The sequence below is a fragment of the Neorhizobium sp. S3-V5DH genome, assembly GCF_004343065.1.
Taxonomy (GTDB): Bacteria; Pseudomonadota; Alphaproteobacteria; order Rhizobiales; family Rhizobiaceae; genus Neorhizobium; species Neorhizobium huautlense.
Genome location: NZ_SMCL01000038.1, coordinates 1 through 20,994 on the forward strand (window position 1 = coordinate 1; position 20,994 = coordinate 20,994).

General features: G+C 57.1%; 21 protein-coding genes and 2 pseudogenes. 5 read left to right on the forward strand and 18 right to left on the reverse strand.

All coding sequences use genetic code 11. The features are described from left to right. From EDE09_RS28785 to EDE09_RS27395, 14 genes and pseudogenes are all read right to left on the reverse strand, one after another. Nucleotides 1-170, reverse strand: a pseudogene (locus EDE09_RS28785) (type IV secretory system conjugative DNA transfer family protein); the annotation flags it as partial. A 29-nt stretch (nt 171-199) separates the two neighbouring features. Beyond that, nucleotides 200-642 (reverse strand): annotated as a pseudogene (locus tag EDE09_RS28790) (TA system VapC family ribonuclease toxin). Next, nucleotides 639-866 carry a CopG family transcriptional regulator gene (locus EDE09_RS27340; RefSeq protein ID WP_132413490.1) on the reverse strand — a complete coding sequence of 76 codons (228 nt, stop codon included), beginning with the start codon at nt 864-866 and terminating at the stop codon, nt 639-641. The pseudogene EDE09_RS28790 and the gene EDE09_RS27340 overlap by 4 nt, the downstream one beginning before the upstream one ends. Before the next feature lie 244 nt (nt 867-1,110). Continuing rightward, nucleotides 1,111-2,358: a glucarate dehydratase family protein gene (locus tag EDE09_RS27345; RefSeq protein WP_132413492.1), complete on the reverse strand. Its 1,248-nt coding sequence runs from the start codon at nt 2,356-2,358 to the stop codon at nt 1,111-1,113. Then, the gene (locus tag EDE09_RS27350) at nt 2,345-3,154 is read right to left on the reverse strand and encodes a TIM barrel protein (RefSeq protein ID WP_112800745.1); all 810 of its coding nucleotides are present in this window, start codon (nt 3,152-3,154) and stop codon (nt 2,345-2,347) included. The genes EDE09_RS27345 and EDE09_RS27350 overlap by 14 nt, the downstream gene beginning before the upstream one ends. Further along, nucleotides 3,151-4,179: a hydroxyacid dehydrogenase gene (locus tag EDE09_RS27355; RefSeq protein WP_245505256.1), complete on the reverse strand. Its 1,029-nt coding sequence runs from the start codon at nt 4,177-4,179 to the stop codon at nt 3,151-3,153. Before EDE09_RS27355 ends, EDE09_RS27350 begins: the two co-directional genes overlap by 4 nt. Further along, nucleotides 4,176-5,345: an SGNH/GDSL hydrolase family protein gene (locus EDE09_RS27360; protein WP_132413494.1), complete on the reverse strand. Its 1,170-nt coding sequence runs from the start codon at nt 5,343-5,345 to the stop codon at nt 4,176-4,178. Before EDE09_RS27360 ends, EDE09_RS27355 begins: the two co-directional genes overlap by 4 nt. A gap of 15 nt (nt 5,346-5,360) precedes the next feature. Further along, nucleotides 5,361-6,110 carry an SDR family oxidoreductase gene (locus tag EDE09_RS27365; protein ID WP_132413496.1) on the reverse strand — a complete coding sequence of 250 codons (750 nt, stop codon included), beginning with the start codon at nt 6,108-6,110 and terminating at the stop codon, nt 5,361-5,363. Between the two features lie 18 nt (nt 6,111-6,128). Continuing rightward, a complete protein-coding gene (locus EDE09_RS27370) occupies nt 6,129-8,459 on the reverse strand; it encodes an alginate lyase (protein WP_132413498.1) in 2,331 nt (776 codons plus the stop codon). Nucleotides 8,460-8,531: 72 nt separating this feature from the next. Further along, nucleotides 8,532-10,061 carry an extracellular solute-binding protein gene (locus tag EDE09_RS27375; protein WP_105370779.1) on the reverse strand — a complete coding sequence of 510 codons (1,530 nt, stop codon included), beginning with the start codon at nt 10,059-10,061 and terminating at the stop codon, nt 8,532-8,534. Between the two features lie 60 nt (nt 10,062-10,121). After that, nucleotides 10,122-11,003: a carbohydrate ABC transporter permease gene (locus EDE09_RS27380; protein ID WP_105370778.1), complete on the reverse strand. Its 882-nt coding sequence runs from the start codon at nt 11,001-11,003 to the stop codon at nt 10,122-10,124. Nucleotides 11,004-11,013: 10 nt separating this feature from the next. Then, the gene (locus tag EDE09_RS27385) at nt 11,014-11,943 is read right to left on the reverse strand and encodes a sugar ABC transporter permease (protein ID WP_105370777.1); all 930 of its coding nucleotides are present in this window, start codon (nt 11,941-11,943) and stop codon (nt 11,014-11,016) included. Then, complete coding sequence (ugpC, locus tag EDE09_RS27390; RefSeq protein ID WP_132413500.1) at nt 11,940-13,055, reverse strand: sn-glycerol-3-phosphate ABC transporter ATP-binding protein UgpC; 1,116 nt, start codon at nt 13,053-13,055, stop codon at nt 11,940-11,942. The genes EDE09_RS27385 and ugpC overlap by 4 nt, the downstream gene beginning before the upstream one ends. A gap of 33 nt (nt 13,056-13,088) precedes the next feature. Continuing rightward, nucleotides 13,089-13,799 (reverse strand): GntR family transcriptional regulator, encoded by a 711-nt coding sequence (locus EDE09_RS27395; RefSeq protein ID WP_132413502.1) that lies wholly within the window; start codon nt 13,797-13,799, stop codon nt 13,089-13,091. 224 nt (nt 13,800-14,023) lie between these two features. Between EDE09_RS27395 and EDE09_RS27400 the strand changes: the two genes are divergently transcribed. The 3 genes from EDE09_RS27400 (at nt 14,024) to EDE09_RS27410 (ending at nt 15,937) form a co-directional block, all read left to right on the forward strand. Beyond that, nucleotides 14,024-14,734: a ribonuclease activity regulator RraA gene (locus tag EDE09_RS27400; RefSeq protein ID WP_132413504.1), complete on the forward strand. Its 711-nt coding sequence runs from the start codon at nt 14,024-14,026 to the stop codon at nt 14,732-14,734. Nucleotides 14,735-15,377: 643 nt separating this feature from the next. Next, a complete protein-coding gene (locus EDE09_RS27405; protein WP_132413506.1) occupies nt 15,378-15,629 on the forward strand; it encodes an antitoxin in 252 nt (83 codons plus the stop codon). After that, a complete protein-coding gene (locus EDE09_RS27410) occupies nt 15,626-15,937 on the forward strand; it encodes a type II toxin-antitoxin system RelE/ParE family toxin (protein WP_132413508.1) in 312 nt (103 codons plus the stop codon). The genes EDE09_RS27405 and EDE09_RS27410 overlap by 4 nt, the downstream gene beginning before the upstream one ends. A 685-nt stretch (nt 15,938-16,622) precedes the next feature. On the opposite strand, the gene EDE09_RS27420 is transcribed toward EDE09_RS27410, so the two are convergent. Then, nucleotides 16,623-17,069 (reverse strand): MarR family transcriptional regulator, encoded by a 447-nt coding sequence (locus EDE09_RS27420; RefSeq protein ID WP_132413510.1) that lies wholly within the window; start codon nt 17,067-17,069, stop codon nt 16,623-16,625. Nucleotides 17,070-17,266: 197 nt separating this feature from the next. Then, nucleotides 17,267-17,509: a hypothetical protein gene (locus EDE09_RS27425; RefSeq protein ID WP_132413512.1), complete on the reverse strand. Its 243-nt coding sequence runs from the start codon at nt 17,507-17,509 to the stop codon at nt 17,267-17,269. 171 nt (nt 17,510-17,680) lie between these two features. On the opposite strand from EDE09_RS27425, the gene EDE09_RS27430 reads away from it, so the two are divergent. Together EDE09_RS27430 and EDE09_RS27435 are read left to right on the forward strand one after the other, a co-directional pair. Continuing rightward, nucleotides 17,681-17,905: a DUF982 domain-containing protein gene (locus tag EDE09_RS27430; RefSeq protein WP_105370770.1), complete on the forward strand. Its 225-nt coding sequence runs from the start codon at nt 17,681-17,683 to the stop codon at nt 17,903-17,905. A gap of 270 nt (nt 17,906-18,175) precedes the next feature. Then, a complete protein-coding gene (locus EDE09_RS27435; protein ID WP_132413514.1) occupies nt 18,176-18,481 on the forward strand; it encodes a hypothetical protein in 306 nt (101 codons plus the stop codon). Between the two features lie 1,172 nt (nt 18,482-19,653). Here EDE09_RS27435 and EDE09_RS27445 read toward each other — a convergent pair. Continuing rightward, nucleotides 19,654-20,574: a HEPN domain-containing protein gene (locus EDE09_RS27445; RefSeq protein ID WP_132413516.1), complete on the reverse strand. Its 921-nt coding sequence runs from the start codon at nt 20,572-20,574 to the stop codon at nt 19,654-19,656. A gap of 207 nt (nt 20,575-20,781) precedes the next feature. Next, nucleotides 20,782-20,994: type IV secretory system conjugative DNA transfer family protein (locus tag EDE09_RS27450; RefSeq protein ID WP_132413518.1), on the reverse strand; the 213-nt coding region annotated here is incomplete at its 5' end.

Below are 20,994 nucleotides of genomic sequence, written 5' to 3' on the forward strand. Positions count from 1 at the left end.
CGCAAGGTGCCAAGATGCCGGCGGCCCAATTCCTCGTAACCGATGATCCTCAGGATCAAGCCGCCGATCAACGCTTTGGCTTCCTCGTTCCAATGGGCCTCGCCCGCCATGCCCGGTTCGTCAAAGACAAGCGCGTCCGCAAGTGTACTCGCATCCTCGGCGATATCGACATCGGAGAGATCAATCTATCGACGGGAACTCACGATCTACTCGTGGTGATCAGGTGCAAGGCAGAATTGCCCCTTGTAACCGCTGCTGCTGACAGCTTGCGATCGAATGTCGCCAGCTGGCCACCACGCGCCTTAGCTAGCGCAAGCAGATAGGTATCAGTTACCTGTCCCGGTGTTAGAATTTTTGTAGGAGCGATATCACCTGACCCGACAAGGCTCACATCGTCCGGCCAAAAACTGTGACTGGGGGGCGACCGCAATTTCCGGACAATCTCCATCACGAGTGACGGAGAACCGGGAGAGTTGGGATATTTGGGGTTGCCGACAATCCGGATGACACCATTTTCGGTAATGGGGCAGGTAGCCATGCGGACCGACCCATCGCCGCGAACCATGCGTGCGCATCATCATAGGCTACATGGCCCGGATCGATTAAGGCAATCAGCACATTGACGTCGAGCAGGAAAGTCACGGCAGTTCGTCACGCAAGGCGTTCACGATTTTGAGCGTCACTGGCCGCGTATCCGGCCGAGCTGACCGGAGAGGAATGCCATTGCGTTGACCGCTGCGGGGCGGTCGGCGCAGAGAACGTCTCGCCAGCTCAGAAATGACCTCGCCGACGCTCCGGTGCTGCTGGGTGGCCATCGCCTTTGCGGCGATCAGGACATCGTCATCGATTGCCAAGGTCGTTCTCATATCCGACTCATCGCACATCAATCATCACGCATCATATAAACAAGTGGTCGGATTTCTCAAGGTGGATACCGAATGGACCCACCATTGCGCCAATCTGTTCACCGGCGAAAACGGTTGAAATCACTTCTCAAATCTGTGCGCGAAACCACGGGTCTCCGGTTCGAACCTCCTCAAGAGCTTAAACCGACAATATCCGAGTCAACAGACTAGTTATTTCCTATCTGGAACACGAGCCACGCGTCTTCTACCAGCGAGGTACACGCCTTTCATAAGCTGGGTCGAATAGCTTCATGTAGGCTGTGTCGTCGCGCTCCTTCATTGCAGTCTCTTCATAATGAGCCGAGAGCACAGCGAGTTTTTGGCGGTCGAGCGATACGCCAAGACCCGGGCCTATGGGGAGATCCAGCTTGCCGGCCCGGAAAGCAAAGGGTTCACCTTCGATCACATCGACGCCTGTCCACGGATAGTGGGTATCGCAATCGAAACTCAGGTTGGGCGTGGCGGCCGCGACATGGATCATGGCCGCAAGAGTGATCCCGAGATGTGAGTTCGAATGCATCGAGACTCCGAGCCCCAGTGTTTCGCATATTTTTCCAAGATGGGTAGAGGCGCGCAGCCCACCCCAATAGTGATGATCGGAGAGAACGATCTTTACTGCGTTTGTCCGGAAGGCTTCGGCGATCTGGTCGAACTCAAGCACGATCATGTTGGTAGCGAGGGGGATCGGCGTGGCGGCCGCAACCTTTGCCATCTGATCCATGCCGATGACCGGATCCTCAAGATATTCCAGAACGTTTTCGAGTTTGTGAGCGATGTTTATCGCGGTCTCGACGGTCCAGCCGCCGTTGGGGTCGATGCGCAGCGGATGATTTGGAAAGGCTTCGCGAAGCTTCAATATCGTCTCGATTTCTAGACCGGGATGCAGCACGCCGCCTTTGAGTTTCAGCGATCGGAAGCCATAGGTTTCAACCATCTTTCGCGCTTCGCCGACCATGGCATCCGGTGTCAGCACCTCGCCCCACTCGTCTGAAGCTTCGCCGATATGTGCGGCGAACTTGAAGAAAAGATAGGCGCTGAACGGGACGCCGGATCGAACCGCACCCCCGAGGAGGTCTGCGACCGGTCGCCCGAGCAGCTTGCCTTGAATGTCCAGGCAGGGAACTTCGAAGGCCGAAGTAACCACATCTGTCAGCTTGTGATCGGCCACCGCTGATTTGGCATTGATGCCGCCGCCACCGGGCAGTGCGGCAATAACACGAGATTTCAGCTCATGGAGATGGAAAGGGTCAAGCCCGATCAGTGCTGGCGCGGCGCGGCGCAGTCCATCGAGAGCCTTGATGCTTCCATAACTTTCACCCAGGCCAACGGTGCCGTCGTCGCAGATCACCTCGATCACTGTGCGCAAGGCGTAGGGCTGGTGCACGCCTTTGCAGTTCAGGAGCGGTTTGTCGGGGATTGCTACGGGCGTTAGGTGGATCTCAGCGACGCGCATCAAAAACTCCTTGTTTCCACCAGTTGCGCGCTGCCGTCAGGGCGTCGTCCAACGATGGCAATTCGGGATGCCAGTGGCGTTCCCATTCCAGGCTGATAGGGATGTGTCGTTCATTCTGTCGAAGGAGCGAGATCAGATCTGCCATCGGAAAATCACCATGGCCGGGCAGTATGTAGCGTCGGCGCCCATCGCTATCGACCTTGCTGTCCTTCACGTGCAGATGGACGGTATTGCGGGCGACACGATCCCAGACGGAAGCGAGATCAGTTCCACGGGCCCATGTATGATGTGTGTCCCATAATATCTGCACAGTAGGCGCAAGCTCGATGAAAGCGACAAGCTGATCGACATCGGCCAGTGAATCGTGGGTCTCGATCATCAGGTCGACATTGAGCCCAGATGAACTCCGTGTGGTCTGCCAATTAATGAGAAGATCGGCGGCGTGTTTCATCTCTTCAGTGGCCAGCTGCTTGCCGCCATCGAAAATACGCAGATGAGCGGCACCGACGGCCTCCGCCCAAGGGATGAACGGCTCGATGGCTGAAAGGTTTGGGCTTTCGAATAGCTTGATGGATGTATTCAGGGCCACAATATCGAGATTGCGCCCGGCCAGAAACGCTGCAAGGCCTGCCGGATTTTCAAATTCGGCGGTCAGCGCCGAAGTCAGGTCGACAGTGCCGGATAGCGCCCGCAGTTCAACCGCAGCGATATCATGTCGATCTGCCAGATTGGCGACTTCATGCAGGCTCATTTCCGAGCAGCCGAGTGTAGAGAAACAGTATTCAAATGCGCTCATGCCACACGCTCCAGATCCTGCTTTATCACAGGGTGAAGCGGAGCAAGGCCGTCGACAAATCGTTCGATTTCGGTGATCGCAACGTCGGAAAGCGCTCGCAGCTCATTGCCCAGCGCACCGGCGATATGCGGGGTGAGCACGACGTTCGGCAGATCGTAGAACAGGCTATCCGTCGGCAATGGCTCCGGTTCCGGAGTATCGATAAGGATACGCAGCCGGCCGGATTGTGCTTCCGCCAGCAAGGCGTCGTGGTCGACAAGCCAGCCGCGCGCCGTGTTGATGAAGATTGCCTGATCCGCCATCAGCGCCAGCTCGTGTGCGCCGATCATGTGGCGGGTTTCAGGCAGGATAGGTGCGTGCAGCGAAACGACATCGGACCATGCGAGAAGTTGGTGCAGCTCCATTTTCGCTGCGCCGAGGGCTGTCGCTTCGTCTGATGAAAGGAAGGGATCGTAAACCGCGACCTCGAATGTGCCGCGTGCGAGCATGTCGATAACCAGACGCCCGATGCGGGAGGCGCCGATAATGCCGATACGGCGGGCATGATTGCCGAGATGGTGCAGGTTCATGCCGCGGCGGCTGCCGAAGCCGCCTGTGCCGCGCTCTGTCCGGTGCTCGTCGCGCAGTCGGAAAACATTTTTGCCGCACATGATGATTGCCGCATAGGTGAACTCGGCCACAGGTACGGCCATGGCGGATGCCGCCGTGGTGACGAGAATATCGGATGTTTCCCAGAATTCCGTGGGTGTGACGGTTCGCACGGAGGATGCCGCATAGGCGACCATCTTGAGTTTTTTCGCTCGCACAAGACGTTCCCTTGTGAGGGACGGCGTGCCCCAGGCCGCCAGCAGAATATCGGCCTCCGCCAGAGCTTTTGCACCCTCAGCCGCATCGAAATCCGTGTAGGGGAAACCTGCAATGATATCCGTTACCGCGTTCAACCGCGCCCATTCGCGCGGGCCGAAGAAACCTTCGGGAAGTTCGCTGCGCATGGCGATCAGCAATCTCGGTTTGCTGGCGTTCATGCGCGCACCGGACTTGAAACGGGGCGGATGTCGATGCGCGACACGTCTATCTCGAGCGGCCTCGAACCTGGTCGCAGAATGACGTCGAGATAAAGTTCAGGTTCCGTATCACCGGGGCGAAGCTTCAGCGGAGGGGTTCGCAATGCACCCTTCCATTCAGTGTCAGGGAAGGGGAAAAGTGTGCCGTCGTCTGCGCGGAACGGGCCGAGCGCGATTGTTTCTTGCCCTGTGGGAGCAACGTCCTTCAACCGTAGTGATATGCCGAGAACACCTTCGTGTGCGGGCACGTCGATATCGCAGATCGCTTCCACCCAGACACCGACACCAGGATGAACAAGCTTTTCGCCGAGGCGATGGTTATGCTGTTCCCTTTCTGTCCTAGTTTGAACCCTAAGAACCGATGCCAGATTGCCTAGCGGGTTGTTCACGGGGTCGAAGCGATCGTCTCTTGCTAATATGCGGGTGGGCGCGCGGGGCACGATCGTTTCGAGATAGTCCGCCAGCGCCTTTCCGACAGCAAAGCCACCCAGCACGGAAAAATGCGTCCCGTCGTTGGAGTAGCCGGCATAGGGCTCGGCGAATTCGCTCTCCGGATCAACCCATGCGGAATTCCAGTCGAAGAGATGGCAGTTGGCGTGGCTGGCGGCGAATTCGATGCTTTGACGGTTGATCCAATGCGCCCTTGCCCGTTCCGCGCCACCGGCAGGCCATTTTTCGATGCCGCGGGCGAGGATTGGCAGCAGGATGACAGTCTTGCCAGCGTTGAGCAAAGCCGACGCAATTCGCGCTCGCGTCTCGGCAATCGTCTGGCGGGTTTCCACCATCATGTCGTTGGTTCCGGCATCAACGACGATCAGGTCGAAATCCGATTGCAGCAATCGCGGCAGCCGCCGTTCGATCTCGACCGCCTTCTGCCCGGATACGCCGAAATTGAGACCGGAGAAAAAGCGGCTGACGCCCGGCCGATTGCTAGGCTCCCAGCCGAGCGGGACTGATGGATCGTGATACACAGGGCAGGAGAGCCTGCCATGCGACAGGACCTCGGCCCAGCTCATCCAGCCGCGTGCCGAAGTTGTCAGCGAAGTCTCGGTGCCGATATGGTTCTGCTGGACGAGCGAAGTGCCGAGAACGGCAATCCGGCTCGCCCTGGGGTGAGATACGGACATGATCCTACCGGAATATCAGGAATACAGGACGCCGCCGTTGATGTCGTAGCAGGCTCCGGTGATATAGGCGGCGTCATCCGATGCAAGGAAAGCTACCAGGCCGGCGACATCCTCGCTCACACCTTCTCGCTTCAGCGAGGTGGCGCCAGCGACCCGCTCGCGCACTTCCGGTTTGGTGAAGGTGTCGTGGAAGGTCGTCGAGATCATGCCGGGGCAAACGGCGTTGACGCGGATATCGGGGCCGACCTCCTTGGAAAGGCCGCGCGTAAAGGTCATCACTGCTCCCTTCGATGTCGCATATGCGATGGCGCCCGGACCGCCGCCATCCCGGCCTGCCTGTGATGAGAAGGTTACGATCGCCGCGCCTTTGGCCATTTTCGGAAGTGCAGCCTTGGTTATCAGGAAAAGCGAGGTCAGATTGACGTTAAGAACCTGATGCCAGAAGGCCTCATCCATATCCGCGATCGTCTTGCGTGCAATCATGCCGCCGGCCACGTGGACGAGGCCATGGATAGCGCCGAACTTGTCGGATGCCGTGGAAATCACGGCCTCGACTTCTGCTGCATTTGTCAGGTCCGCCTTGATCGCCAAAGCGGAGCGGCCGAGTTTTTCGATGTCCGCCACCGTTGCTGCGGCGCCTTCTGCCGCACCGTTATAGGTGAGCACCACATTGGCATCTTCCTGGGCAAAACGGACGGCGCATGCCCGACCGATATCCCGGCCCGCACCGGCGACGACAATGGTTTTGTTGGTAAAACGCTGCATCTGAAAACCTCGCATTGGTTAGAATTGTTTGGGGAGGGAGAGTTTGAATCGCTCGTCGTCGACATCGCTGAAATAGATGTCGGTTGAGAAACCCTGATCGTCGATGAAACTGAAGATCCGCTTCGGCTCGCTCAAGCTGTAGGGCACGAGCAGGGTTACCAGACGATGCCTGCTGGCGGCCGGAACCGTTGCGCAGACATGGTGGTGGATTTCCAGACCCTCGTATTCCTTCGGCTCGATTTCCGGAAAGCCTTCAACGGCCGTGATCTGCGGATTGCCCGCAGAGGAGAAGACGAATTGGGCGTAAAAGCCTGCCTTCTTGCCATTGTAGCGAAAGCTAGAACGGCCGGTCTGCGGTACACCTGTCGTGTGGCAGAGCCATTGTAACTCCTGCGGTTCGGCGCATTCGACCTCATCGACAATGACGAAATAGCTGTCTTTGACGAAATGGATTTCCCGTTCCGCCTTGCGCACCAGCGGGTTTGCCACTTGATAGGCGGCCGTCGCGTCACCGAGAATGCGGATATGACCGGGCTTTTCATCGACAGATACGATGCGACCGGCGGCGCGGCGCGCGAGTGTCTTGTCCTTCTCCGCATATTGCCCTTTTCCGCCGATCAGGACCGCGTTTTTGGAACGTGTCTGCCTGCGCCAGTTGATGTGCATTTGCGAATTGAATGCGACGTAATAACCGGTTTGGATCGCCAGATCCTCACCATAGGCATAAAGGACGAAGGCGTTCTGATCTCCATGGCTATGGCTGAGCGAGCCGTATGGGCTGGATTTGAAGACGAACTGTAGATGCCGGTCAGGGTCTTCCATATGTTTCTGAATCGTGACCCAACCGATATCGTCGAAGGCGGCGAGCGAGGGCAGATCAGTCGGTGAAACAGCTTCCACCTGCCGGTAATCATGGCGATAAACAAGATCGTCGAAATTCAGATCCCACCAGCCGTAATTGTAGAAGGCCATTTCCGTGCCGGCCGCATCCTGCTTGATGCGATCGAAATACCATTGATAGTGACCGTTGCCGGTGACGCCCGCGAACTGACGGACATTGTAGCCCACCTTCAGTCCGGGCAGGTCGCCCATGGTGGAGTCGTCGCCGAAATTGGCACGCCTCGTGCCGGGCGCCTTGGTGTAGAGCGGGAACCGGCCCGTGTTCTGGAAGAAAGGCCGCTGGTAGAGGTCATAACCGATATAGGAGCGGATCAGGTTGGCGGCCTCGATGAGATAGGCCATGCCGGTCATCCAGTAATGCGGACCTTCCGCCCAGCCGCCGTCGGTGCCCGCCCAGGGGGAATAGAGTGTTGCGAGGAATTCGACCGTATAGTCGAGCCATTCGCCGGCATCATCGCTTTCACCCAGAAGCGAAATACAGGCCGGTGTGAGCACTGCAGAAAGCGAACGCACCGCATGACTGTCATAAGGGAACACGTGAATGCGCGCGTGGGCAATCACATGGTCTGCGACTTCGCGGGTACGGCGCAGCAGGACGGTGCGAACGGTCTCCCGTTCTTTCTCGCTCAGATGGTCGTAGAGCCAGTCGTATCCCCATGCCAGCGCGACGACGACGCGGAAACCGGCCTCGTCGTTATAGGCGCGGGAGGTGGCACCATTCGGATCCCATGCGGCAACCGAGAGCAGCCAATCGCGCGACGCATCAAGGAGATCTTCTCGTCTCAGAACGCGGCCGGCAATCGCCAGATGGCGGATGGCGTAGATCACCTCCTGGCAATCGATATACATCTGCCGCCAGAGCGTCGCGACGCGGACGTTGTTGGGATATGGCTGCGGTTCCGGCATGAGGGGCCGGTCGAGCCAGGGTTTTACGGATTTCTCGAAGAATTCGGACCATCCGCAATGGTTCGGGTCTGCGTCTACGGCTTGCGAAAACGATTTCAGTTGCTCGGGGTTGAGCCAGAGCCTGGGATGGCTCGTATGGGCCGCAGCGTGGCGGGCTGCTCTGCCAGGCAAGGGCGTTTTTGGAAGCGCGGCGGTGATCTCGAAACTGCGCACCGCACTCCAGTTCGACAGGGGTTTTGCGGCGGTCTGGTCCCAGAGCGCATAACACCAATGATAATTGCCTTCCGGCAGCACTTCGTCCGGGGTGAAGAAATTCCAGGCGAGGTCTTCGAACATGCGCGTCTTGGCATCGGCAAATTCGGGGTCGGTCGAGATGCGCAGCACATAGCGCGCACCGTCGTCGATATCGGGAAGCCAGGAAAAACGCGGCGGGTTTTCGGTGGGCGGGGTTTGCTCGCTCGGCACGTAGCCAATGGTCAAGGAACCCGGTCGGGGTTCATCGAGATGAGCTTGTCTGGCGATGGCCGAGGCAGAGGGGCGCATTGCGCTCTAACTCCTATAAAAATCAAAAGGAAAAAGGATGGCGGCGACAGGGCCGCCATCACGATCGAAGGATTATTGGGCCGCCTTGTATTGGCGGTCGTAGCCGGACTGCATGCTCTTGATGACCTCGTCATAACCGAGAGCCGTCAGTCGCTTCTTGTAAGCATCCCAACCGGTATTGACGTCTTGGGCTCCGAGCACCCATGTCTGCTGCATCTCGGTCATGTAGGTGAGAAGGCCCGGCCAGTAGCGGTCGAAGGTCGCCTTCTCATCGGCGTTCAACGAGACGCCCATGAATTCGTCCTTGAGGCAATTGCACCTGTCGTAGAGGTCGATGCCTTCAAGCGCGATCCTGTTGGTCCATTGGCGCTCGTACTCATAGTCCATCCAGTATCCGCGCGGGACCTGTGCGCCCACCGCCCAGAGCTGGGCGTTGACCGGATCCTTGTTATCCAGCACTTCCTTTTTGAACTGCGGCTTGCCGTCGACCATGTCGTAGGTCTTTCCCTCGACACCAAAATTCGACAGCAGGCGCCCCTGCTGGGAGAACCAGAAATCGAAATACTTGATCGTTTCGACGGGATGTTCGTTTGTGGCAGAGATCGCCCATCCGACAGGCTGGACGCGCAGTCGGCGGGAATCCTCGAACCGCTGGCCGGAAGCCGTCTTGGGCGGCAGCATAGGCTTCAGCGCAAAACCTTCGATCTTTGGCGACAAGGCGTCGTTATAGGTCGAGGTGCTGGCAAACCAGTCATGGGTCATGCCGCCGAGATTGTTACCCAGAAGATATTCGCGCGAGCGGGCGCCGCGGGTGAAGATCTCCTTGTCGATCAGGCCTTCCTTGTACCACTTGGCCACATTCGAAATGCCGGTCTTGTAGTTCTCCTCGGCCCAAGGGTGACGGAGCTGTCCGTCATAGACGGCGAAGTCGCCATAGCGCTCCGACCCGGAAACGCGCGCGTCCCACAGATTGATAAGGCGGACGGCATCGATTTCCTCGCGAGCAAAATACGGAACCTCGTCCTTCTTGCCGTTTCCATTGGGATCCTTGTCGCGGAAAGCCTTGAGAACCTCGTAGACCTCTTCAGGCGTTTCCGGCTGTTTCAGTCCAAGTTTGTTGAGCCAGTCCTGGCGGATGAACCAGCCGCGAGAGTATTTGCCATCCGGCACATAGGGTATGAAGTAGAGCTTGCCGTCCGGTCCGGAAATCGCGTTGCGGATGTCCTTGTGACTGTCGAAGAACGCCTTGAGGTTCGGGGCATTTTCCTCGATCAGGTCGTCGAGCGGAATGAACGCACCTTCCAGCCCGTAGCGGATAAAGTCCTCCTTCAATCCGCCGTTCGCATCGCCGCCGACAATGTCCGGAAGATCGCCTGATGCGATCAGCAGGTTGAAGGCATCGCGGCTGCTGGTCGTCGCCAGCGATGCGACGTTGCGGACGTGGATATTGGTGATCTCTGCGGCCTTCTGCTCCACGGGCCACTTTTCCGAATAAACGTATTTGTCGCGGAAGTGGAAATGGATCGTCAGTTCCAGAGGGTCTTCGGATATCTTGCCGGCATCCTGAGCGGAGGCGGGCAAGGCCATTGTCATGGCTGTCATGAACGCCAGAAGGGGCGCGCCTTTTCGTAGTTTTGTCACAGGTTCTCCTCCCTTGTGCAGCTACTCTTTCACTCCGCCCAGCAGAATTCCCTTAGTGAAATACTTCTGCGCGTAGGGGTAAATGATGAGGACGGGGATGATCGACGCGATCATGATCGCGGAGGTCACCGTCTCGAACGAATAGTGTGCCGTCAGCAGGCTCGAGGCGAATTCGTCGTTCGAATTGAGATCGACGATCACCCGCTTCAGGTAGACCTGCAGCGGGATCTTTTCTTCGCCACGCAGCAAAACCATTGCCCAGAAATAACCGTTCCAGCGCGAGACGATGCAGAACAGCGCCACGGTGACGATGGCCGGTTTGGAAAGTGGAATGAAGACCTTCCAGAGCAACTGCAGCTCGCTGGCCCCGTCCATCTTGGCGGCTTCCTCAAAGGATTTCGGCACCGCTTCAAAGAAGTTGCGCAACAGGATGACGTTGAAGGCGCTTGCCGCGAAGCCGATGATGATGCCGAAACGGCTGTCGAGCAGGCCGAGATCCCGCATGTTGAGGAAGAACGGGATCATGCCGGCATGGAACCAGAGCGTGAAGGCGATCGCGATATTGAAAAACGTCCGACCGCGCAGACGTTTGCGTGACAGCGCATAGGCTCCCGGGATCATGATCAGCAGGCTCATGAAGGTGCCGCCGAACGTGTAGATGAAGGTGTTGCCGTAGGCGATCCAGAACATCCTGTCGGACAGGACGTGCTCGTAGGCAGCCAGAGTGACGTCGACCGGCCAGAGCGTTACGCGCCCGGCAGTCACGGCCGCGCCTGAGGAAATCGAGACAGCGACGACGTAGATGAAGGGATAAAGCGTAGACAGGACGAACAGGCTCAAAAGAATGGCGTTGGCCCAGCCAAAGATCTTGTCGCCGCGGGAATAGAGATTGAAACTCTTCATCTTCAGCTCCTCACCAAAGCGACGTCGACGAGACTTTCCGGCTGATACGATTTGCCGAATAGACAAGGACGAAAGCGATGACCGCATTGAACAGGCCGGCAGCTGTTGCTAGGTCGTACTGGGTCCCCTGCAGGCCGGTGCGGTAGATGAATGTCGAGACGACGTCGGCCGACTCATAGGTGGATGGGCGATAGAGAAGGATGATGTATTCGAACCCGACCTCGACCAGATTGCCGATACGGATGATCAGCATGATCACGATCGTCGGCAGGATGCAGGGCAGGGTAATGCGCCACATCATCTGCCAGCGCGAGGCGCCGTCGACACGGGCGGATTCGTAAAGGGTCGGGCTGACACCGGCGATCGCGGCCAGATAGACGATCGACTCGAAACCCGACTCTTTCCAGACCGACGAACCGATGAAGACAGGTCGGAACCATTCCGGCTGGGTGAGAAAATAGATCGGCTCCAGACCTATCCCCTTCAGGAACAGATTGACGATGCCGATGGAAGGCGAAAGGAAGTTGATGACAATGCCCGCAACGATGACCACCGAAATGAAGTGCGGCAGGTACACTATCGTCTGCGCCCAGCGACGACCAACCTCGTTCTGAACCTCGTTGAACATCAGCGCCAGAATGATCGGCACGGGAAACGCGAAGATCAGTCCGAGGCCGCTGATGGCTATTGTGTTCCAGAAGGCACGGACAAACATGTCGTTTTGGAATAGCTCCACGAAGTTCGCAAAACCGACCCATGGGCTTTTCTCGATGCCGCGGAAAATCGAAAAGTCCTGGAAAGCGATGACCAGACCGTACATCGGCTTGTAGAGAAAGAGTGCAAACCAGATGGCCATCGGCGCAAGCAGGAGATAGAGCTGCCAGTCACGGCGCACGTCTCCCCACAGATTATGCAGGCGTTCCTGATAGGTCTGTTTCATGAGCGCGACCCGCCTGCGGCTTTGAGTGACCGACCGGTTGTCGCGTCGAAGATCTGGATGCGCGTCGTGTCGATGCCGAGTTGGGTCACGCCGTTAAGGGCATGATCAGCATAGAGTGTTTCTGCCTTGGCAATGAAGGATTGACCTTCGGCATTGCCATGAAGCAGAGCTTCGGCGCCGAGGGGCTCCACGAGATCGATGCTGCAATTCAGAACTTCCCGACCATCGCCGGTTTTAACCGACATGATTTCGGGGCGCAGGCCAAGCTTGATCGTCTGCCCCTCTGTGGCGCCCTTCGCGAAGGCTTCGGGAATGGTGAGGCGCTGTCCGGCATTGCCTGACAGTATCGCGCTGACACGGCCATCCCGCTTTTCGATCACCGCGTCGAGAAGGTTCATCGGTGGCGAGCCTATGAAGCTGGCGACGAATGTGTTTGCCGGCTCGAGAAACACTTCCATCGGCGAGCCGACTTGCTCGATATCGCCGCCATTCATGATGACAATGCGGTCGGCAAGCGTCATCGCCTCCACCTGGTCGTGCGTGACGTAGACGCTGGTCGCCTGCATTCGTTTGTGGAGCAATTTGATCTCGGCGCGCATATGGGTGCGAAGCTTGGCATCGAGGTTTGAGAGGGGCTCATCGAAGAGGAAAATCTTGGGCCGGCGGACGATGGCGCGCCCCATCGCCACGCGCTGACGCTGGCCGCCGGAAAGGTCTGCAGGCTTGCGCGCCAGGTATTCGGTCAGGCTGAGGATCTGGGCCGCTTCCGCGACGGCCTTGTCGATCACATCCCGTTTTTCGCCTCTGACCCGCAGGCCGAAGGCAATGTTTTCCGCCACGTTGAGGTGCGGGTAGAGGGCATAATTCTGAAAGACCATCGCAACGTCGCGGTCTTTCGGGGCGATCTTGTTGACCACCCGGCCATCGATGGAGACGGTGCCGTCGGAGATATCTTCCAGCCCGGCAAGCATGCGCAGTGTGGTGGATTTTCCGCATCCCGAAGGTCCGACGAGAACCACGAATTCCTGCGGCTGAATGGAAAGATTGATGCCATGGACAACTTCGAGAGCGCCGTAGCGCTTGACGACGTCGTTGATTTGAACTGCAGACATGAAAGGCCCCTCCTCAAAGCCTTGAATGTTCCGTCAGGCGGGGGCCTTGGCTCCTCGTGACACACGCTTCCTCGTGACGCGCGTGTTGACCTGTTCGATGAAGGTCCAGATTTTCGGGTTCTTAGAGAGTTCTGCGATCTTGGATTCAAGCGAGCCAAGATGCCGCTGGATGGCTTCGCGAGCGGCCTCCACATTTCCGGACTCGATCGCGTTGACGATCGCTGCGTGTTCTTCGATCACCTTTTCGGTGCGGCGGACCGCAAAAACGCGCTTCAGGTGGCGCATCCGGTCCATTTCGCCTTTGGCCTGATTGACGACGCTCCAGGCGCCGGGCAGGCGGGCTGCAGCAAAGATCGTTCGGTGAAATTCTTCGTCAAGCAGGAAGAAGTCGGTGAATTCCTCGTCCTGCGCAGCTGTGCGCTGCTGGGAAAGGCAGGTTTTCAAACGCGCAATATCTTCCAGCGAATGCCGTTTGGTCGCTTCGATGGCGGCGCCTTCTTCAAGCTTGAAGCGGATGAAGCAAGCTTCCATGTAGCGCTGCACGTCGATCGGCGAAATATAGGTGCCGCCCTGCGGTACGACCGTGACGAAACCTTCTTCTGCAAGGCGGATGATCGCTTCGCGCACCGGTGTCTTGCTGACATGCAGCAGTGCGGCGATTTCCTTTTCCGACAGTGCGCGCCCCGGAAGCAGCTTTACCTCGACAATCAGTTTGCGAAGCAGAGCATGGATTCGGTTTGTCATGTTCCCGCCCACCGGCAGATCCTGCGGTATCACGAGGTCAGACAAAGGCAGCGATGGAAATTCAAGTGAGCTAGACATATCAATTGCCAAACTGAGATATCAGAATTCGACTTGACATATCTGTTGTGTTTTGGAGAGTCAAGCTATGGTGTGCCGCAGATGTGCGATTGCTTCTGTGAGGCGCCGGAACCGCTCACCACCTGAGCAAGCGCCAAGGAGAGACAATGAACCCCGCAACCCGTGAAAAACTGATGGGCGTATCCGTCGCGACGCTGTGCTCGGCACTCTACAAGCGCGGCCTGAAGAACCAGACGATCCAGGATGTGCGACCGGTTCGACCGAAGGGCCGAAACATGGTCGGTCCGGCATTCACACTGCGCTACATACCGGCACGCGAGGATCGCAATCCGATGACGGTGTTCCGTGATCCCAAACACCCGCAGCGCCATGCGATCGAAACCTGCCCGGAAGGTTCTGTACTCGTCATTGACAGCCGCAAGGACGCGCGGGCGGCATCAGCCGGCGATATCCTCATCACCCGGCTGATGGTGCGCGACGGGGCAGGGGTGGTCACCGACGGCGGCTTTCGTGATGCGATGACGATCGGCGAACTGGATATGCCGGCTTACCACCACCGCCCTTCGAGCCCGACGAACCTGACACTGCATGAGGCGATCGACATTAACGTGCCGATCGGCTGCGGAGACGTTGCCGTCTTTCCGGGCGACATCATGGTCGGCGACGACGACAGCGTCATCGTCATTCCGGCGGAAATTGCCGACGAGATCGCCGACGAGGCAGTGGAGATGACCGCTTACGAGGATTTCGTCGTCGAGCGGGTGAAGGCGGGCCACACGATTATCGGGCTCTACCCTGCGACCGAGGAGGACAACCTGTCGCTATTTGCCGAATGGCGTAGGAAATCAGGACGATGAACGTGAACCTCGCTCTTCCCATCATGAACCGACCATAAACGTAGCGTCCTTAACCTCGATCCGACGTCAAAGGCTAAGTGGGCTTCTAGGCGGTTGCCGACGCCGTGTGACGGCGCAAACCCCAAAGCGCGAGCGTGGCGGGCCTACCTCGTAAGCATAACACACTGTCTCAGTTTTGCTGGCGTCTCGGAGGAGCATTGTCGCAGACCAGTGCTGCACCGATTGTCTTGGTCTCAAACACGAAACACGAAGATCATTATCTGCAGTTAGTATGCACTGCGGCTTCCACCTCACATTCGGTGAGGCGACGCGGTGAGGTAAGTCGCAGAGCACCAGAATCTCAAGCGAATGTGTATTTTGCTGTCTTGTCGAGCATGCTTCGAGAGATCCCGATTTCGCTAAGTCATTGAAGTGGCGATCAGTGAGGAAAACAACATTACGGGTGCACGTTCAATTCGCTTCAACTGCACGCACACGTCTAGCGACCGCTCTGGGTTGTGCTCGAGCAGAGGTAGATAGGGCGGATCGGCGTCTTCTTCGAAAGAGCAGATCCCTCCAAGCGATATAAGATCAGAGGTATCGGCGGTGGCCATATACCCACATATGTGTTAATGTGGGTTTTCTCAGTTGAGGAGGACGTTAGATGAGCCGATTGACGATCGATATAACGGACCAACAACATCAAAGCCTAAAGGCGCTGGCCGCTTTGCAGGGCAAGACGATCAAGCAGTATGCACTTGAGCGCCTCTTTCCCGGTGACACAGATGGAGAACGAGCCTGGGAGGAGTTGAAGACGTTGATGAACACGCGCGTCAATGAGGGGCTCGTCGGAAGACTGTCGACCAAAACCGTAGGTGAGATCCTCGAAGAGGAGATTGCCGAAGGTCGTGCTTGACGGCCTACATTCTTACCGCGGAGGCGGAATCGGATCTACGTTCGGTCATCCGCTACACACGTGCGCAATGGGGTGCTGCCCAGGTACGCCGCTACGTTTCGGGTTTGGAGCGAGGTATCGCAAACCTTGCCGAGGGCAAAGGTCCGTTCAAGGATATGAGCGCGCGCTTTATCCCGCGTTACGAATGGCGCGATGCCGACACCACTATGTCTTTTGTCTGCCTCGAGAGAATGCGCGCCCTCATCGTGGCGATTCTTCATGAACGAATGGATCTCATGAAGCGTTTGGTTGATCGTCTGAACGAATAATGTTTGGACGGAGGCGAGGTTACCTGAGCGCGAACGCCATCGATCTGCCCTGGAGCAACGGTCAGGCGGAAGGTCAGATCAACCGTTTGAAGACGATTAAGCGCGCAATGTACGGCAGAGCTGGATCGGAGCTTCTGAGAGCGCGGATGATACCCATAAAAATGGCTGAGCTCCACACAAAAGTCAGGAAGACCCCAATCTGACGGCATCTTCTTCTTTGGCAAACGCATGGACCATGGACTGGCCGATTGACAGTCAGGAGCCTACCGTGTCTTGGCACACCACTTTCGCCCAAATGCCGGACACCCACAGGTCACTCAAGCAAAAACCGTCATCAGGCTCGCTTCATTATCGGTTCCGATGCCGACGATAGCACGCTCGAACTCGTCGATGCCGAGACGGCGCAGCGTATCTGTGTTTATGGTATCGGCCGCACGACCTGCCTGAGCTTGGAGGCCGATCTATCCACAATCGCCCGTTCTCCTCCATGGCGAGTACGTCATGCCCATGTGCATTATGGTTTCGGGCACCCCAGACAGGTTACCGGTCCCATCCCACGAGTGGACTATACAGTATGGGTTTCGACACGATAGTGCTGCCAGTCGGTCTGGAGGCGTGGCCGGCTTTCGCAGTATTTTCGTCCCGGGGACTGCCACCGATCCGGTTGCAGAAATGTTCGCTGGAGTCACGTCAGTAACGCCAGATTCCGGAGCCGAGCCAGGGAGTCGGCTAAAAGAGGCTCATTCGCAAGCATACCTCCCACATGAATGCGAGCCAGCTTCTGCAATACCTGCTCCCCCTTCACCGTCAGTGAAACGAGAACGCTTCTCTTGTCACGTTCCGAGGGGGTACGTTCCACGAACCCCGCTGCTGAAAGGCGATCGACCAGTTGCACCGCGCCATTATGCGGCATCAACATTTGCTCGGCGAGTTCCCTGATTCTTATCCGGCCGGCCGGCCCGGTTTTGACCACCAGCATAGCTTGATATTGTTGGGAAGTGACTTGGGCGTCTGCGAGCGCCGCTTCACTGAAAGCGAGAAACCGCCGCATAGCAAGACGGAAGCCTGCGAGTCCCTCATATATTCCCAGCGGCAGATCGACCTCGGTCTCAAATCCATCGGTGACAGACATTCAAAAAGTCCTTTAATTATATCACATTGTGATATATCTTGTGATTGTCCGCGGGAGGGAAGAGCCTGGGCATGGACGGCCTCAGGTGGAATTCGCAGACATTAGACCTGTCATTCTTGCGGGCCCTATTTCTTATCCCTGCGGCAAAAAGGGGCGGCTACACGTCGCGCGACATTTGAAGGGGTATTACTTTGGTGTCATCGCTCAATAATCTGCCTTGTGATCCGGGCAAAATTTCGTCTCAATTCGGATTGTCCCATGAAGAGTTCGACCGATACTTTGCCCTCGGATTGGTTAAGATTGCCGTCCAGAAAAGCGCTTCGGAACACGAGGACGAAAAACGAATTCAATGTCGCTTCGGCAATCGTGTCTGGAGCGCGGAGGTCGACCGCAGTGGCTCGATCATATGGGACGAGATCCGCTTTCTTCGCGGCAAGCATGCGGCCCCTGCCAATGAACTTTGACGGTTTCGAGATCGCTTGCCGTGACCCTTTGCGCTCTTTCCCGGACCTACCGCCGGTAACGAGCATTTGCCGCTGAACGGTTGCTTGGAGCAAGTATCTGCCGCGGCGCACATCATCTCATCTCGGCGGAAACTTTTGGGGGGAAACATGAAAAACGTTATATGGGATCGGCCGGTGGATGTGCATGGTTTGCTGATTTTCGGACCACGAGCAGCGTGGGATTTCATGCTTCACGGTTGGCCGCCTAACAAAGACATGAACTTTGCGAGCGCATCAGAGGCCATCTTGGCTGCGCTGGACGGACGAGGCTGCCCGGACTTGGCCCGCGAGAAATTTGAGGATGCCCTGCGGACCGCTCAAATCAATCGCTAACATGTCGGAGACATCGCTAAGCTGTCTCTAACGGAAGAACCTTCTCACCTCGCTCCCTGGGCATCCTGCTGAGACGATGATGCGGTGGTGCAGATAGATGGTCGCTGAAGGTTTCGTGATAGACGTGTGATTGGAATTTATATCATGTCGTGATATAATGGTAACTTTAAGGAGGCTTTAGGTCGCCGGCTGCAGCGAGCTTTGTTGGTTGAGGGAGAGAGCTGACATAGTTGCAAAATGCGATGCCGGGGCATCGCTGGGGGGGAAACAATGAACGACATCGCAGAAGTGATGAAACTGGGTTTGCTGCTCGAACGCAAACTGAGCGAACGCGGCTTGGTAGACCAGAATGGAGATCTAACATCCCCCTTCCTGCCAACTGACATCGAGGAAAAACTAGACGGGCTGATCGAAAATCCGATCGAGCTTGAAGGGATACTTCGGTTGGCAAATGCTGCTCGGCGAGGAGAGGCGCTTTCGGCTCCTGTTGCAAATGCCACGCGCCTGATGATCGAGGAAATTTGCAACGCCCTCTTCGAACCGGATGAATTTCAGAAAATTACCAGGATCCATTAGCGGGGAGCTCTTCCACGTGAGGTCAACTCGCAGGCCAGCAAATGTGCGGTGGTTTACACCTGCTTGTCTCGCAGGGCTCGTTTTATCGCCAGCCCACGCTGATGACCGGCTGAATTGTTCCGCCGCCGCCAAAGCAGTCTTGATGGAGACGCCAGGTCAACTGCTGTCTGTGGAGGATGGCCGACAGAACTGTACGATCGTCTTTCTGATGCATCGGGAGGGAAGGCGCCCGCAAAAGATGACGGTTCGGGTCCAAATCGACCTGCCTCGTGTTGACTCACCCAAGCCAGCAGAAAAAGTTCCCTCTGTGCACAGTATCGATCGGATCGGGGGCTCACCCAAACCCTGAGCCCAACGGAGGGAGCTATGAATTGCAGGTTCGGCATACTTCTGACCATGCTTGCGCTCGCTGTCCTGTCGAACGTCACATCTCCAGCACAGGCCGGATCTGAGGACAGTTGGCCGAGGCAGCCCACTGCTTCAGCTACCGACAAACATCGTTACATCATAGACGTCGTTGGAAAGCAGGTACGCCTCGTCGGTCCGCGCTTCTATACAAATCTTGTAGGCAAGATGAACTTTCCAGGGCGCGATGGGCGATCTCAAAAGCCGGACGGAGATTGATCCTCGGCCTGCAGGCCCGGGCAGGCGCAGTCGCGAAGCTCTTCCGCGTCCTGGCTAAGCCGCAGGGCAGTCATCACGGCACTTTGACAGGTGGCGAGGCCTCACCTACCGGTTGAACCGCCGCAATGTACCTTTTGATGGCAAATTGGGCTTTCTTCTATAGCGCGGCAATCAGGATGAGACGAATCTCACCTAGATTGCCGCTATGCACTTTCTTCGCTGTCTGAGTTTCGCGCTTGCGGGCCTCGCTGGTTCCGCGGGCTACTACTACTGTCTGTTGGTTATGGGATGGCCCGCCCTTCCGAGGACGTCGAGTTTTCACTCGGGCGACCACCCATCCTGTGGCCAATCAAGCCGACAATCTCAGCCATCCATTCAGTTCGTCGCATGTAGGGAGAAGCAATCTCGGACAACCTGTCGGTGAAGGTTCGTCGCTCGCATTTTCGGGGTCTACACTGCCACCGGTTTAGTGCGAGATCTATTTCCACAATGTTTGCCGTCGGTCACGAAGCTTCCAAACCGGTCAATATGCGGAGTGGCTTTGATGCCTATCCCTCCAGCTTTTCCCTGCAGATCTTCTCGACGAGTCCCTGGAGCACATGGATCCGTTCGATCAGCCAGCGGAGTTCTTCCTCGGTAATTTGGTAGTGGCGGGAATATCGAGCGTCGACATAGGCACGATCGAGCCGCTCAAAGCAGCGGCGGGCAAATTTTGTGTCCCTTGGCCATGCCTCGATCAGCCGCGGCTCAAGTCTTTCTGCCGAAGATCGGAGAAACTTCAGCCGGTGTGACTTTGGGCTGTAGAGAGTGAGCACGAGAAGGAGGCAGTGATAGAGGCGTTCAGTCGCCTGATGGAGATTGAAGGCGGCAAGTTTAAAATTGTTCCTTTCTCGATAGAATTCGGCGCCGAGATAGAATTCGATCGCGTCCGGATACCATCCATCGAAATAACCTTTTGCTTCCTCAAAGGCCTCCTCTTCACCGACCGGCTTCGGCGCCACAAACGGGTGCCCTTCCTTCTCATAGAGCATGATGCCGTCACGGATGATGTCGATGAAGAACGGTCGTCCGCGTGCCAGCTGATCATTCACGTCCTGCAGCGTGTGAACGATGACATTGACCGGCGTCTCGATCGTCTTTGTCACCAATAGCTCGCGTAAGAAATGATCGGACACGTCATGCCAGAGCTCGTTTTCTTCCGCGACGCTATGCATGTTGACGACAACAAGGATATCGTAGTCGGAACGGTAGCCGCTCTTGTGGTCCTCTACCCAGCCGCCGCGGCTATAGGAACCAAACAAAATGACCTTCAGGATCCGCCCCGCCTTCTGTTTTTCCGAAAGCTTTGACTGCTGAGCGACATCGAATTCGTCGAAGATGATTTTCAAGGCGCGCGAAAGCTCGCGCCGCTTGCGCTCAGGAAGATGGTTCAAGGCTTCGTTGTCAGTCACGCCACCGCTCGTATCCATTCGTCGTGCCGTATCCTTTTAAGAAAAGCACCGCTCGCAAACCAGTGCCTGACATGCCCGTCAATCATCATCCTCGGTTTGATCCGTCAAGGATATACAACCGGAAGACCGCCCGCCAGCTGGTTGAAGATCCGGCGGTCGCGTTGGGATGCTGTGCCGAGCATGCTGCCTGGGCCTTCGCGCCAGATCGGTCGAAGGCGTCGCGGTTCAGATTGCATCATATCGTCCCCTGAACTCCGCATCGGCGTAATACCGCAGCTTGCGCGCGACGATCGGACGCCGTGCTGCCAGAAACAGCAATTGGTTTTGCTCGGCCATGTTGCGGACCTCGTCCGGCGTCAACAAAGGCCGGCCGGTATGGTGCTGGCTGAAGGAAAGCCCCGACTGTTCGGAATCGAGCGCCCGCGCCACCGTCTGGAA

Excerpts from the sequence above, each read along its gene's own strand:
- EDE09_RS27340 (WP_132413490.1), bottom strand. The coding sequence starts at position 866 with ATGAGAACGACCTTGGCAATCGATGACGATGTCCTGATCGCCGCAAAG.
- EDE09_RS27345 (WP_132413492.1), bottom strand. The coding sequence starts at position 2,358 with ATGCGCGTCGCTGAGATCCACCTAACGCCCGTAGCAATCCCCGACAAA.
- EDE09_RS27350 (WP_112800745.1), bottom strand. The coding sequence starts at position 3,154 with ATGAGCGCATTTGAATACTGTTTCTCTACACTCGGCTGCTCGGAAATG.
- EDE09_RS27355 (WP_245505256.1), bottom strand. The coding sequence starts at position 4,179 with ATGAACGCCAGCAAACCGAGATTGCTGATCGCCATGCGCAGCGAACTT.
- EDE09_RS27360 (WP_132413494.1), bottom strand. The coding sequence starts at position 5,345 with ATGTCCGTATCTCACCCCAGGGCGAGCCGGATTGCCGTTCTCGGCACT.
- EDE09_RS27365 (WP_132413496.1), bottom strand. The coding sequence starts at position 6,110 with ATGCAGCGTTTTACCAACAAAACCATTGTCGTCGCCGGTGCGGGCCGG.
- EDE09_RS27370 (WP_132413498.1), bottom strand. The coding sequence starts at position 8,459 with ATGCGCCCCTCTGCCTCGGCCATCGCCAGACAAGCTCATCTCGATGAA.
- EDE09_RS27375 (WP_105370779.1), bottom strand. The coding sequence starts at position 10,061 with ATGACAGCCATGACAATGGCCTTGCCCGCCTCCGCTCAGGATGCCGGC.
- EDE09_RS27380 (WP_105370778.1), bottom strand. The coding sequence starts at position 11,003 with ATGAAGAGTTTCAATCTCTATTCCCGCGGCGACAAGATCTTTGGCTGG.
- EDE09_RS27385 (WP_105370777.1), bottom strand. The coding sequence starts at position 11,943 with ATGAAACAGACCTATCAGGAACGCCTGCATAATCTGTGGGGAGACGTG.
- ugpC (WP_132413500.1), bottom strand. The coding sequence starts at position 13,055 with ATGTCTGCAGTTCAAATCAACGACGTCGTCAAGCGCTACGGCGCTCTC.
- EDE09_RS27395 (WP_132413502.1), bottom strand. The coding sequence starts at position 13,799 with ATGACAAACCGAATCCATGCTCTGCTTCGCAAACTGATTGTCGAGGTA.
- EDE09_RS27400 (WP_132413504.1), top strand. The coding sequence starts at position 14,024 with ATGAACCCCGCAACCCGTGAAAAACTGATGGGCGTATCCGTCGCGACG.
- EDE09_RS27405 (WP_132413506.1), top strand. The coding sequence starts at position 15,378 with ATGAGCCGATTGACGATCGATATAACGGACCAACAACATCAAAGCCTA.
- EDE09_RS27420 (WP_132413510.1), bottom strand. The coding sequence starts at position 17,069 with ATGTCTGTCACCGATGGATTTGAGACCGAGGTCGATCTGCCGCTGGGA.
- EDE09_RS27425 (WP_132413512.1), bottom strand. The coding sequence starts at position 17,509 with ATGCTTGCCGCGAAGAAAGCGGATCTCGTCCCATATGATCGAGCCACT.
- EDE09_RS27430 (WP_105370770.1), top strand. The coding sequence starts at position 17,681 with ATGAAAAACGTTATATGGGATCGGCCGGTGGATGTGCATGGTTTGCTG.
- EDE09_RS27435 (WP_132413514.1), top strand. The coding sequence starts at position 18,176 with ATGAACGACATCGCAGAAGTGATGAAACTGGGTTTGCTGCTCGAACGC.
- EDE09_RS27445 (WP_132413516.1), bottom strand. The coding sequence starts at position 20,574 with ATGGATACGAGCGGTGGCGTGACTGACAACGAAGCCTTGAACCATCTT.